The sequence below is a fragment of the Rubellimicrobium rubrum genome, assembly GCF_006152115.1.
GTDB lineage: Bacteria > Pseudomonadota > Alphaproteobacteria > Rhodobacterales > Rhodobacteraceae > Rubellimicrobium > Rubellimicrobium rubrum.
The window spans coordinates 26,464-39,681 of the sequence record NZ_VDFU01000010.1 but is presented as its reverse complement, the minus strand read 5'-3'; the positions used below and the strand labels follow the sequence as shown (position 1 = coordinate 39,681).

General features: G+C 67.4%; 8 protein-coding genes and 1 pseudogene. 7 read left to right on the top strand and 2 right to left on the bottom strand.

Annotated elements, in window-relative coordinates; translation table 11 throughout:
* The first annotated feature begins 345 nt into the window (after nucleotides 1–345).
* On the top strand, nucleotides 346–927 hold the full coding sequence (locus FHG66_RS10560) for a hypothetical protein (RefSeq protein WP_139076723.1): 582 nt from the start codon (nucleotides 346–348) through the stop codon (nucleotides 925–927).
* On the opposite strand, the gene FHG66_RS10555 is transcribed toward FHG66_RS10560, so the two are convergent.
* A protein-coding gene (locus tag FHG66_RS10555) for an IS3 family transposase (RefSeq protein ID WP_139076722.1) occupies nucleotides 887–2,241 on the bottom strand; the annotation gives its coding sequence in 2 pieces (ribosomal slippage) (nucleotides 887–1,902 and nucleotides 1,902–2,241; 1,356 coding nt in all). The two genes, FHG66_RS10560 and FHG66_RS10555, sit on opposite strands and share 41 nt — an antisense overlap.
* Before the next feature lie 65 nt (nucleotides 2,242–2,306).
* Between FHG66_RS10555 and FHG66_RS10550 the strand changes: the two genes are divergently transcribed.
* The 6 genes from FHG66_RS10550 (at nucleotide 2,307) to FHG66_RS10525 (ending at nucleotide 12,539) form a co-directional block, all read left to right on the top strand.
* Nucleotides 2,307–2,780 (top strand): hypothetical protein, encoded by a 474-nt coding sequence (locus FHG66_RS10550; protein ID WP_139076721.1) that lies wholly within the window; start codon nucleotides 2,307–2,309, stop codon nucleotides 2,778–2,780.
* 268 nt (nucleotides 2,781–3,048) lie between these two features.
* The gene (locus FHG66_RS10545) at nucleotides 3,049–4,872 is read left to right on the top strand and encodes a PAS domain-containing protein (RefSeq protein WP_139076720.1); all 1,824 of its coding nucleotides are present in this window, start codon (nucleotides 3,049–3,051) and stop codon (nucleotides 4,870–4,872) included.
* A gap of 216 nt (nucleotides 4,873–5,088) precedes the next feature.
* Nucleotides 5,089–5,547 (top strand): GAF domain-containing protein, encoded by a 459-nt coding sequence (locus FHG66_RS10540; protein ID WP_139076719.1) that lies wholly within the window; start codon nucleotides 5,089–5,091, stop codon nucleotides 5,545–5,547.
* Between the two features lie 115 nt (nucleotides 5,548–5,662).
* Nucleotides 5,663–6,163, top strand: coding sequence for a YciE/YciF ferroxidase family protein (locus tag FHG66_RS10535; protein WP_139076718.1), 501 nt, complete (start codon nucleotides 5,663–5,665; stop codon nucleotides 6,161–6,163).
* An 860-nt stretch (nucleotides 6,164–7,023) separates the two neighbouring features.
* Nucleotides 7,024–12,066 carry a PAS domain-containing protein gene (locus FHG66_RS10530; protein WP_176556194.1) on the top strand — a complete coding sequence of 1,681 codons (5,043 nt, stop codon included), beginning with the start codon at nucleotides 7,024–7,026 and terminating at the stop codon, nucleotides 12,064–12,066.
* Between the two features lie 44 nt (nucleotides 12,067–12,110).
* Nucleotides 12,111–12,539 (top strand): response regulator, encoded by a 429-nt coding sequence (locus FHG66_RS10525; RefSeq protein WP_139076716.1) that lies wholly within the window; start codon nucleotides 12,111–12,113, stop codon nucleotides 12,537–12,539.
* Nucleotides 12,540–12,975: 436 nt separating this feature from the next.
* Here FHG66_RS10525 and FHG66_RS10520 read toward each other — a convergent pair.
* Nucleotides 12,976–13,197: pseudogene (locus FHG66_RS10520) on the bottom strand (response regulator); the annotation flags it as partial.
* Nucleotides 13,198–13,218: the final 21 nt, after the last annotated feature.

Genomic DNA, 13,218 nt, shown 5'->3' with positions numbered 1-13,218 from the left:
CGGAAGGTCTTCAGTCCTGACCTCCAGTCGAGGGATCATACCAGCATTCTCGTCCTGAGGACCGTTCTGCTGCGCTAGGAGAGCGCAAGGCCGGCGTTGCACCTGTACCGCGCTCTTACGAGGTACGACCTAGCACCGCTCAAGCAGACTGTGCTACCTCAGGTGGTATGGTCGCAAAGCATCACCGACAGGGTGTCCTGATCGAGGCTCTCAGCAGGGTTGTCGAGGAAGAGGTCGCCAACGTGCGCTATGTCCCGGCCGGTAAGGTCGTTTGTGCAGGCTTTCGATTACTGAGCGAGCGCAAGTTCATCGACACCCGGTGTGCGGACAAGGACAGCTAGCCTCGTGGACGAGGTTGTACGCCAGACAGGGAGCGAGATGCCGTTCCCGGCCCGCGGCGGTGAGATGGGCGCGCACGTGCGGACGCACACTTGGGCAGCCTCGCCGCTCGGGCCTGTCGAGAACTGGCCTGAGCGCCTGAAGGCGGTCGTCGAAACCGTATTCGCCGTACCCCAAGCCATGTGGATCGGCTGGGGTTCGGAGTTCATCCAGATATACACTGACAAATATCGGGCCTTGCTCGATGAAGAGCGGCACGGTGCGGCTCTGGGGCGTCCGGCGGCCGAGACCTGGGCGGACAACTGGTCGGTGGTGGGACCAATGCTGGTGGGCATCCTGACTGGCGGCCCCGCCGTGCTCCACACGGATCGGCGCGAGGTCTACCGGCATGAGGGCGCGCTCCCGGAGCGCTACTTCAGCTTCAGCTTCTCACCCATTCCGGACCCCGGCGCCCCTCATGGCGTGGGCGGCGTTTGTCCGTCGTCAGGTGATTTGAGACCGGTGGCGTCGCTCAGGATCGGAGGGTCTGGTCCATCTGGGGGTGAGATTAGGCGGCTGCGGCGTGGTGCTGCAAGCGCCGTTGGGTGAGGGTCTGCTTCTTGATCCGCTCTCGCTCGGCCAGGATGGCCTGACCCCGGCCGAGGTAGACGTCGGCGGGGGTGAGGTTGCTCAGGCTCTCGTGGGCGCGGCTGTGGTTGTAGTGCTCGACGAAGGCTGAGACCTGCTCCTCCAGGGCGACCGGCAGGTAGTAGTGCTCGAACAGGATGCGGTTCTTCAACGTCTGGTGCCAGCGCTCGATCTTGCCCTGGGTCTGTGGATGCCGGGGCGCACCACGGATGTGGGCCATACCTTTGTCTTCGAGCCACTCCGCGAGATCGCCGGCGATGTAGCTCGAGCCGTTGTCGCTCAGGAGTCTGGGCCGGTGGCGGACCTTGACCTGGTCGAGCCCTGAGGCAGACAGCGCGAGGTCCAGTGTGGTGGTGACGTCCTCGGCCTTCATGGTCGTGCAGAGCTTCCAGGCCACGACAAACCGCGAGAAGTCGTCGAGCACGGTCGAGAGATAGTACCAGCCCCAGCCCGTGACCTTCAGGTAGGTGAAGTCGGTCTGCCAGAGCTGGTTGGGTGCCGTGGTCTTGTCCGTGAACTCGTCCGCCGCCTTGACTACGATGTAGGCCGGGCTGGTGATCAGATCGTGAGCCTTGAGCAGGCGATACACTGAAGCTTCGGAGACGAAGTACTTCTGCTCGTCGGTGAAGCGCACGGCCAACTCGCGTGGCGAGAGTTCGGGTTGCTCCAGCGCCAAGGCGATCACCTTGACGCGGACCTCGTCCGGGATGCGGTTCCAGACGCGGCTTGGCCGGGAGGGGCGGTCCTCCAGGGCTTCAGGGCCGCCAGCCTGGTAAAGGTCGTACCACCGGTAGAAGGTGGCCCTTGGGATGCCAAGCTTCTCCAGCGTGCGCCGCACGGGCAGATGCGACTGCTCCACCAGGCGGATGATCTCGGCCTTCTCGGAGGCGGGATATCTCATGCGTCGTCGCCCCCAGCCCCGTTGATGCTTTTTTTGAGCAGGCGGTTCTCGAGCGTGAGGTCGGCGACGACCTCCTTGAGCGCACTGGCCTCGCGGCGGAGCTCCTTCACCTCATCCGAGGTGGCCGCCCGGGCGGTGTCACCCGCCAAGCGACGCTTTCCAGCCTCCAGGAACTCCTTGGACCAGCCGTAGTACATGGACGAGCTGATCCCCTCGCGGCGGCACAGCTCGGCAATGCTGTCCTCGCCCCGCAAGCCCTCCAGCACGATGCGGATCTTCTCCTCCGCGGAGAACTGGCGATTTGTGACGCGCCGGATGTCCTTCAGGACGGCTTCTGCGGGTGCCTTCTTCGTCGGTCCGGATGTCTGCTTCATCTTCGCTCCTTGGCGGCTGCGATGAACCAGACATCCTCCTCTCACAAAGTGCCCCGGTCTGTCTCATGGGCGCTGAACCGGGACAACTCGAGCTGGAAGGCGATTACACCACCCGGTCGTTCCTGGTGGGCGGCGCGATCTCTGGTGTCATCGAGCGCGAGCGCTTCGAGATCCGGCCCGAGCTGTCGGTCGCCTACGGCTTCACTGACATCGGCGACCTCGACCTCGACGCCACCGCCTTTGGGACGACCGACGATGTCACTGCCACCATCGACGGGGTCGACTACGCTACGGTGCGCTTCACGCCGGAGTTCTTGCTGCCGCTCGATCAGCTCTCAGACGCCACGACTCTCACCGTTGCGCCGAGCCTCGTCTGTGAATGGATGGACGGTGAGCAGGAGTGTGGCGGCGGCTTGCGCCTGGGGATCGAGGGCACCAGCCAAGACGGGATGACCGGTTGGAACATCTCGCTCTCGGCCGACAGAGTCGGGGACAGAACCCGCACCGGCATCGAGGCCAGCATCGAGCACAAGTTCTGAGCCTCGGCTCGAACTGGGGTCAGCCTTGAACAAGAGGAGCGGCGGACGCTGGGGACAGCGTCCGCCGCTTCCCGTTTGCAATCTGCTTGTGCGATATGCCTTCCGTTCTCTAAAGGTTCCGAGGCGGCTCTCTGGCTGAGCGGATCCGGGCATGCTCAAAGTGCCTCGGGAACGCGAACCGGCCGGCGGCGCCTCTGTCGCAGCGGACGGATGAGAGGATCGATGTTAGCCTACCGGCGTTGTGCTGGTCCAACCTGATGGGAGTGTCATGCCTCAGCAAAGGTCCGGTCAAGGAACTGGCCCGCGCGCGGCCGCTCCCGAGCAGGGGGCGCCAGGGCGGTCCGGGGCCTCTCCCCCGCTCCCGATCCATCTGGCAACCCTGCTCCAGGTGCCGGGCCTCGCGGTCTGGCAGTGGGAGGTGGCCACCAACCGCGTCGACTGGAACGAGAGCCTGCGGCGGCTCTACGGCGTGATCGCGGGCCCGACCGACGACCTGAGCTTTCTCGCGTTCGTGCATCCCGAGGACCGCGAGCGCGTGGACGCGGAGACGGTGTCCTATGTCAGCGAGGCGTCGTCCTTCTCCCACGAGTTCCGCATTATTCGGCCGGACGGCGAGGTGCGGTGGATCCTTGATCGTGGGGTCGTCGAGCGGGGCGAGGACGGCTCGGCGCTCCGTCTGGTGGGCGTCAACTTCGATGTGACGGCCGAGCGTCAGGCCCAGGAGCGGGCCGCCGTCGTGGAGCGCCGCGCGACCCTGGCTTCCCGCATCGCCGGCTTCGTCACTTGGGAGATCGACGCGGAGACGACGGAGGTCATCTACGAGACCGGCTTGGCCACGATGTTCGGCATGCCCGCAGGCCGGGCCGCGAGGCGTGTTGACGACTTCGGGACGTGCATCCATCCAGAGGACCTCCCCGCGACCATGGCGGCCCTGGCTTCGGCCAAGGTACCAGGTGGCCGTTACGAGGCCGAGTTCCGGGTGGGCAGCCCCGAGGCGGGCTGGCGCTGGCTCCGGGGCTGCGGCGAGGGCGTCGCCACGCCGAAGGGCCTAAGCATCGTGGGCTTCAACGTCGACATCACGGCTGAGCGTGAGGCCCAGGCGGCTCTCCAGGCCAGCGAGGCTTTCGTCCGCAGCATTCTGGACAGCTCACCCGACTGCATCAAGGTCCTGAGCCTTAAAGGTGGGCTCGAGCTCTTCAGCCAGGGCGGCCTGGGCCTGATGGAGGTGGACGACTACGAGCGCCAGCTGCACGGAGCCGAGTGGGCCTCGCTCTGGTCGCCCGAGGAGCAGCCCAAAGCGCGCGCGGCTCTGGCCATGGCGCTGGCTGGAGGGACAGGCCGTTTCCAGGCGTTCCTTCCCACCCTGAAGGGCACGCCCAGGTGGTGGGACGTATCCGTCAGCCCGATCCCCGGCCCGGAGGGCGCCCCAGAGAAGCTCCTCGCCATCTCGCGCGACATCACTGAGCTGCACCGGGCGGAAGAGGCGCGGCAGCTCCTCGTCGAGGAGCTCGACCACCGGCTCAAGAACCTGTTCACCATCGCTGCGGGCATGGTCAACATGACCGCCCGCACCGCCCGGAGCCCGGCCGAGATGGCGTCAGCTCTGAGCGGGCGCCTGCTGGCCCTCTCGCGGGCGCACAACCTGATACGGGCTGCGGTGAAGGCGAGCGCCAAAGGGGGCGAGAGCGCCCGGCTTGCCGATCTCGTGGGGGTCGTCGTGGAGCCCTACCTCGAGGCGGGTGCGGACCGGGTCCGTGTCGACGGACCAGCGCTGCGGGCGGGGCCCAAGGCGGCGACGAGCCTCGCCCTCGTGCTGCATGAGCTGGCTACCAACGCGGCCAAGTATGGGGCGCTGAGCAACCCAGAGGGCTCGCTGGAGGTCACCTGGGGGGTCCAGGACGACGCTCTCATCCTCACCTGGCAAGAGCAGGGCGGCCCGACCATCACGAGCCCACCTGTCCGGAAGGGTTTCGGCTCGCAGCTCGCCCGCCTAGGGATCACGGGTCAGCTGGGCGGGACCATGGTTCACGACTGGCAGCCAGCCGGAGTGCTCATCCGCCTGCAGATCCCCCTGGAGCAGATCGTCAGGTGAGCGGGCCCGGAGCGCTCGAAAGGCTCGCCAGCGGTGAATGTGCGCCACCTCTTATGATGGCACCTTCCGTCAAGCCGGAACCTACGGGCGAGCCCGTGATTTGAGTCTGTGCTCTGTCATTGCAAGTCATGCGCCTCGGCGGCTGGGAGGACGCACCTGTGCTTGGTTCGGATAGCCTCATCGAGGTCCAACGCCTTCAGGTTCTGAGAAGTCTGCATGTGCTCACCTCGCCCCCCCCCGCCGGAGCTGGAGGAGATCTGTCGACGTGCGCAGGGGCGCTTCGGGGTAGCTATGGCTCTGGTGACCATTGTCACTCAGGACCGGCAGATCGTGAAGGCCCGAGCGGGCACTGACCTCCAGGAGACCTCCCGACCAGATGCGTTCTGCGACCACCTGATCCGGTCCGACGAGGTCCTGGTCGTGCCAGACACCCGGCTGGACCCCCGCTTCGCTGCCAACCCCCTCGTCACGGGGGAGCCCTTCGTCCGCTTCTACGCTGGGGCGCCGCTCATTTACATGCGCGATATCCGGCTCGGGGGCCTGTGCGTGCTCGACACTCGGCCGCGGGGGTTCACGCCGGACCAGAAGGCCGCACTGGCGGAGATGGCCGACGAGGTCATGGTCTGCATCCTCGAGCAGGAGTTGGACCGCTTCTCGGACGCCCTGCGAGGCTGAACGAGCCGAAGGGAAACCTGCCCAAGCCGCAGGCCCCGCCGATCCGATGAGGGCGGAACACCTGTCATCGGGCCGCGTTGCCTGACTCCTCACCGATGCCAGGACGGAGACATTCATGCCTGCAGCGAACCTCGAGAAGCTGTTCCACGACACCCTCCGGGACGTCTACTATGCCGAGAAGAAAGCTCTTCAGGCGCTGAAAAAGCACGCCCGCGCCGCCCAGAGCCCCGAGCTCAAGCAGGCCTTCGAGACCCATCGCGACGAGACCGAAGGCCAGGTGGAGCGCCTCCAGCGCGTGTTCGAGAGCATCGGCAAGCGGCCCCAGGGCAAGACCTGCGCCGCCATGGACGGGATTGTCGAGGAAGCCGAAGAGATCATGGAGGAGTACAAGGGCTCTCCTGCCCTCGACGCGGGCCTTCTCGCGGCCGCCCAAGCTGTCGAGCACTATGAGATCACCCGCTACGGCACGCTCGCGGCCTGGGCCCGGCAGCTCGGCAACGCCGAGGCCGAGCAGCTCCTGCGCGAGACGCTGGCCGAGGAGGAGAAGACCGACAAGCTCCTGACCGACTTGGCCGAGAGCATCATCAACGCGGCGGCCGAGAACCAGGCGGCCTGACCCGCACGGTCGTCTCGCGCGTTCGGCTTGGGAGGGCCAGAGCCGGCTTACCAGGGATGACCGACGAGCTTGGGTCACCTAACACCTTCTCGGGAGCCTTTCTGGGACAAGGCCGGCGACGTGCTTGAGGGGGGGCAGTCTTCTCGATCATCTCTCGAGTTGTCCATCGGCTGGAGCGCCAAGACGGCCGGATCGAGGGAAGCCCTCAGCGCTCGCGGTTCCCACGTGTAGCACGCGCGAGAAGGCTATCCGTGGCCAGCACGGCGTCCCCTCCCAGCAGCCGCAGCAGGTGTCGGAGCGCCGCGACATAGGCCGCCTTGGCGTGATGGGGGGGGGGGCAAAGTCTCGAAGATGATCTCTTCGAGATCCCGCAGGATGGTCTTGGCATCCTCGATTTCATCGGGACTTGTGGCGAGGTCATAGGCAATGCGGTCGGCGTTCATGATCATGGGGCTCGTCGTGCTCCCGCCGCAGGTGAAGGCCGATTAGGTCCAGACTGTGGTTGTGGAGCAGGAGAAACGTGGTCCAACCAGCGACAGCCTGTTGCCTGCCCTTCTTCAGCCCGCCTACAGCGCCCGGACCAGGCATTTGGGTCGGACCGTCTGAGGTCTAGAGGCTCGAGGCCGCGAAGCCACGGCTACAAAGGCCTGCAGGCACGATGCCAGTCGGTTATTCGGCATCCTGCATTGCCGTCGCACTGATCGGCGCCATTGCTCGGCAGGAGGAACGTCAAACTGCCTCGGCGCACTGGGCTACCTGCACCTGACTGGTCTGGGCGTCGCAATCGCGACTGCGCGACGCTTGCGATCAGAGTGGTGATCGGCTTCATGGGACGGGACCTTCAGTCGAGGCCATCTACCATGGACGTTCCAGTTTTCCAAGCTGCCGAGCAAGCGCCGTCGTCGGATGTGAAGCGCCATCTGGTGGTCGGACTTGGCGCATCGGCGGGAGGGCTTCAGGCCCTTCGAGCCTTTCTGGCGCACCTGCCTGCATGCCCGGGCATCGCCTGTGTGCTGGTCCAGCACACGACCCCCGGCGAGGACGGGCTCCTGCTCGACGTCCTGCGCCCTCTCAGCCCCCTGCCGGTGAAGACGGCCCAGGACGGAGCCGCCCCCGAGCCCGACTGGCTCCATGTCGCGCCCGCGGGCCACGTGGTGCGGCTCCGGCGCGGACGCTTCCAGGTCCGGCTTGCGCGCGGGATCGAGGAGCGCCGCACTTCGGTGGACCGGTTCTTCCGGTCCCTGGCCGAAGACGCCGGTCCCTGCGCGGTGGGGGTCGTGCTGTCCGGCTCGGGCTCGGACGGCGCGCTTGGGCTCGAGGCCATCGGCGCGGCTGGCGGGCTGACCATGGCGCAGGCGGCCGGCACAGCCGCCCAGGCCGAGATGCCGGAAAGCGCGGCGGCCGTGGGGCCCTGCGACCATGTCCTTCCCCCTGAGGAACTGGCCCAGGCCCTGCTCGCCTATGCCGCACACGTGCATCACCTGCCCGGCGGGCCCGCCGGCGTGGCCCGGCACCGCGTCATCCACGCCGCGGTGCCCCGGATGTGCGACACGCTCCGACGCGTCACCGGCAACGACTTCCGTCACTACAAGACGAGCACGCTAGTGCGGCGGCTCGAGCGGCGGATGCAGGTCCTCCAGGTCGCCTCCGTGGACGATTACCTCGCACGGCTGGACAGCGACGAGGGGGAGGCGCGCACGCTCTTTCGCGAGTTGCTGATCGGGGTCACGAGCTTCTTCCGCGATCCCGAGGCCTTCGAGGCGCTGGCGTCCAAGGTGCTGAAGCCTTTGCTCTCGGAGCGCTCCTCCTCGGACGAGCTGCGCCTCTGGGTGCCGGGCTGCGCCACCGGCGAGGAGGCCTACAGCGTCGCCATGCTGGCGCGCGAGATGCTCGACGGACTGTCGTCCCCGCCTCGCATCCAGATCTTCGCGACCGACATCGATGAGCGGGCGCTCGCAGCGGCGCGGCGGGGATCCTATCCACAGGGGATCGCAGCCCAGGTCAGCCCGGAGCGGCTCGCGCGGTTCTTCGTCAGGAAGGGCCGGCGCTACCAGGTCGCGCCCGAACTGCGCGAGATGTGCCTGTTCACGGCCCACAACCTCGTCTCGGACCCACCCTTCTCGCGGCTCGACCTGATCTCGTGCCGCAACCTCCTCATCTACATGGGGCCACATCTCCAGAAGAAGCTGTTCCCGGTCTTCCATTACGCGCTCAAGCCCGGCGGCTACCTGTTCTTGGGCTCCTCGGAGTCGCTGGCGGGTCAGTCCGAGCTGTTCCGAGCCGTCGACGCCAAGGCGCGGCTGGCGCAGCGAAAAGACACCCGCGGGGTGCCGCCGGATGGCCTGCGCGCCTTCGGGGGCCAGGGCCTGCCGGGCTTCCGCAGCCCCGACCAGACAGCCGAGCCCGATCTCGGGGCGATCGCGCAGCGCATCCTTCTGGCCGAGTTCGCGCCGCGCTACGCCATCGTCTCGGAGCAGGGGCAGGCGGTGCATCTGTCCGAGGGCGTGGACCGCTATCTCCAGCCTCCTGTGGGCACCTACTCCAGCGTCATCACCCGCATGGCCCGGCGAGGCCTGTCGGCCGGGCTGCGCTCGAGCCTGGCGCAAGCCGTGCGCAGGCGGCGCACGGTCGTCCACGAGCTCCCGGCCGTGCAGACCACTGAAGGCCTCGCCCGGGTCCGGCTGACTGTCCAGCCGATGCCCGAGCTGGGGCACGGCGAGGGCCTTTACATGGTGGTCTTCGAGGACCTGGGGGCTGCGATGCGTCCCGTGGCCGAAGCCGGGGCGGCGTCCCCGGAGGCGGAGGCCGTGATCGACGGCCTCGAGCGCGAGCTGGCGCATGCGCGCGAGGAGGTCGAGCGTGCCGCACAGGACCAGGAGGCCGCGAACGAGGAGCTGAAGTCCTCCAATGAGGAGCTCCTCTCCATGAACGAGGAGCTCCAGTCCGCCAACGAGGAGTTGGAGGCCTCCAAGGAGGAGGTGCAGGCGGCGAACCGCTCCCTGGAGCAGGCCAACGTCGACCTCGAGAACCTCCTGCGCTCCACGCAGATCGCGACCGTGTTCCTGGATCGGGACGGACACGTGAGGAGCTTCACCCCGGCGGCGGCCGAGATCTACAATCTGCGATCCTTTGACGTGGGCCGCCCTCTTCGGGAACTGCGCAGTCTCCTGGCGGACCTTCCCGACGTCCCGTCCTTTGCCGAGGTCGCCAGCCAGGCCGAGCCCCTGGAGCACGTCGCCCGCCACGCGGACGGCCGCTGGTTCCTGCGCCGCGTCCTGCCCACCCGAGGCAGCGAGGGCATGGCCGACGGCGTGCTTGTCACGTTCGTGGACATCACCTCCCGCAAGCGTGCCGAGGAAGAGCAGCAGCGCGCCACCGCGCTCCTGTCCGCCGTGGGCGAGACCACGCCCGACCTCATCTTCGTCAAGAACCGGCAGGGGCGCCTCCTCTACGCCAACCCGGCGACCCTCAGGGCCATCGGCCGGACCACCGCCGAGGCGCTGGGCCGCAACGAGCTGGAATGGCACGGCGACCGCGCAGAGGCCGAGGCGATTATGGCGGCCGACGCTGAGGTCATGGCCTCTGGCGAGACCCGTGTCATCGAGGAGCGGTTCACCTCGCCCGACGACGGCCACACCCGCATCTTCCGAGGCACCAAGTCCCCCATGAGGGACGGGACGGGAACCGTGGTCGGTCTGGTGGGCGTCGCCACCGACGTGACCCAGTCCAAGAAGGCCGAGGAGGCGCTGCGCGCCGCCCTGGAGTTCAACCGCCGCATCCTCGACAGTTCGGGCGACTGCATCAAGGTTCTGTCGCTGGGCGGCCATTTCGAGAGCATGAGCTCGGGCGGAATGGGCGTCATGGAGGTGGACGACTTCGCCAGCCTCCGGGGCGCCTGCTGGCCCGACCTCTGGAAGGGCCAGGGTCGCGAGGCCGCCCTGGCGGCCCTGGGGGAGGCCCGGCGGGGCGGCACGGGGCGTTTCCAGGGGGCAGCCGACACGGCCAAGGGGACGCCCAAGTACTGGGACGTGGTGGTCACCCCCATCCTCGACGCCGAGGGGCGGCCCGAGAAGCTCCTCTCGATCTCCCGCGACATCACCGAGCAGCGCCGCGCCGAGGAGCGCCTGCGCGAGGCCGCCACGGTGGTGGAGAACATGGGCGAGGGCTTTCTTGTGCTCGACCCGCAGTTCCGTATCCGGCAGATCAACGCGGAAGGCTTGCGCATCGACGGCCGCCCGGCCGAGCAGATCCTGGGGCACCCCATTCTCAAGGTTTGGCCCGAGGCCGAACATCTCCCGACCTGGCCGCTTTACCAGAACGCCATGACCGAGCGGACAGCAGGCGAGCTCGTCTACCAGCACCTGTCCGACGTGCATGACGTCTGGCTTGAGGTGCGGGTGTACCCTGTGGGGGAGGGCCTCGCCATCTTTTACCGCGACGTGACCGACCGGGAGCAGGCCCACGCCGCCCAGCAGGCCACGGCGGAGCGCCTGAGCGAGACCTCGCGCCGGCTCGACGCGGTGCTGAACAACACGACGATGGCGGTCTTTGTCATGGATGACCGCCAGCACTGCATTTATGCCAACGCCGCGGCCGAGCAGCTCACCGGCTACCGCTTCGAGGAGATGCAGGGCTTGCCGCTCCACGACGTGGTGCATCACACTCACCCGGACGGGACGCCCTACCCACTCGAGGACTGTCCCATCGACCGCGCCTTTCCGGAGAACGCCCATACCCAGGGCGAGGAAGTCTTCGTTCACAAGGACGGCCACTTCTACCCGGTGGCCTTCACGGCCTCGCCCATCCGCGACGAGTCCTCCCAGACCGTGGGTACCATCATCGAGGCTCGGGGCATCGCCGACGAGATCGCCGCCCGCGCCGCCCTGGCCGAAAGCGAGGCGAAGTTCCGGACCATCGCCAATGCCATGCCGCAGATGGTCTGGTCGACGCGCCCCGACGGCTACCACGACTTCTACAATGACCGCTGGTACGAGTTCACCGGCGTGCCTGCGGGCTCTACCGACGGCGAGGGCTGGAACGACATGTTCCACCCCAGCGATCAAGAGCAGGCACGGGCCAGGTGGAGCCACTCCCTCACCACGGGCGAGCCCTACGAGATTGAGTATCGGCTGCGCCATCGCTCGGGCCAGTACCGCTGGGTGCTGGGGCGTGCCTTGCCCGTGCGCGACGAGGCGGGCCGCATCGTCCGCTGGATGGGGACCTGCACGGACATCGAGGACCAGAAGCGCATCGAGGCCGAGCTGGCTGAAGCGCTCCAGACCAAGGACGTGCTGCTGCACGAGGTGAACCACCGCGTGAAGAACAGCCTCCAGCTCGTCACGTCGCTCCTCATGCTTCAGGCGAGCCAGGCCAGGAGCCCCGAGCTAAAGCAGGCCCTGCTGGAGGCACGCGGGCGGCTCTCGGTCGTATCGGCCATGCACCAGAGGCTCTATTCCACCAGCCAGCACGACCGGGTGGACTTCGGCGACTACCTCCGCGACATGGCCAGGGAGACCCTGCGCTCTCTGGGCGGGGAGCAGCGGGCGGAGCTGGTGACGGACGTGGAGTCCGACGTCGTCTTTCCGCTCGCACAGGCTGTGCCGCTCGCGCTCGTGGTGAGCGAACTCGTCACCAATGCCGTCAAGTACGCTTTCCAGACCTGCGACAAGGGTCGCCTGCAGGTCACATTGCAGCGCACGAACGGGGGCGTGCGGATCGAGGTGGCCGATGACGGCGTTGGTCTGCCCGAAGGCTTCGACCCTCTGAGGTCCGGCGGGCTTGGCATGAAGATCGTCACTTCCCTCGTGCGGCAAGTGCGTGGCCAGCTCACGGTGGACCAGACGGGGCCCGGGACCCGGTTCATGATCGATCTGCCGATACCGGGGCAAGACGATGAGCACTGAGGGCGGCGCGTCCCTGGAGACGTGCCGGAGAGAGGAGCAGGGTGTTGCGTGTTTTGATCGTTGAGGACGAGGTGCTCGTCGCCATGGAGATAGAGGGCATGCTGGGGCTTGCGGGCCATGAGGCGACAGCTCAGGCCGATGACTTGCCCTCAGCCATGACGGCCGTCGATGCGGAGCGGCCCGACCTCGCGCTCGTGGACGTGCAGCTGGCGGGAGGCTCGAGCGGGCTCGACGTCGCGGCGGCGCTCCAGGCGCGAGGCGTGCCCGTGCTCTTTGCGACCGGGAACTGTCCGGAAGATCGCGGGCGCGCCTTGGCCCTGGGCTGCCTACATAAGCCGATCACCGATTATTCCCTCGCCGGAGCCATGGAGGTGGCCGATGCGGTCCTGCATGACCGTCCGCTGCCCCCTGACGCGCCTTCGGCCCTGCACCTTTACTCGTCGCACACGGTCCCGCCGCATAACTCGGACTGAACTAGGCCTGGTCCGGCTCCGCTCCCCGTCAGCTGCGCCGGATCAGGCCCAGCTCGCCGCATCCCAAGCGGAGTTCCTCTTGGACGCCGGTCCCGGGTCCCGTGCCGATTGACATCCCTCGCTGCCTCGCCGGCGAAGACGAAGGCTGCAGCTCGCGCGTCCTCGATCCCCGCCAGACGGCTCCTGCATGCGTCCGGCAGATCCGGACCGCCGTCAACATGGAAGAGTGAAGGGACTGAAGCTCTCTTCGCGCGGCGCAGCGGGAGCCCAAGAACTCTCGGCCGTTGGAGTCAGAGGGTTCGTGTCGGACGATGTCCCCGCATGTCGTAGACGTAGCACGATCGCTCTCCCCCATGTCCGCTGCCGTCCAAGGATCTGCTCGAGAGCGAGGCACATGTTGCTGACACCGACATGGCAAGCGGGTCGGATGGCGTTCCTATCCGCCGGGTGTGGCGCCTGTCACGAGGGTCCCCACCTTCTCGGCAAGCTCGGCCGCGCGGAACGGCTTCACGAGCCGCGGCAGACCGGGGGCAATCCCCTCCAGCTCCGCGTAACCCGACACGATCAGTGCCGGCAGCCCAGGCCGGAGCACCCGGGCCTCGCGGACCAGCTCGGCCCCGCTCATCCCTGGCATCAGATGGTCGGTGATCAGGAGGTCGACAGCATGCCGGGAGCTCTA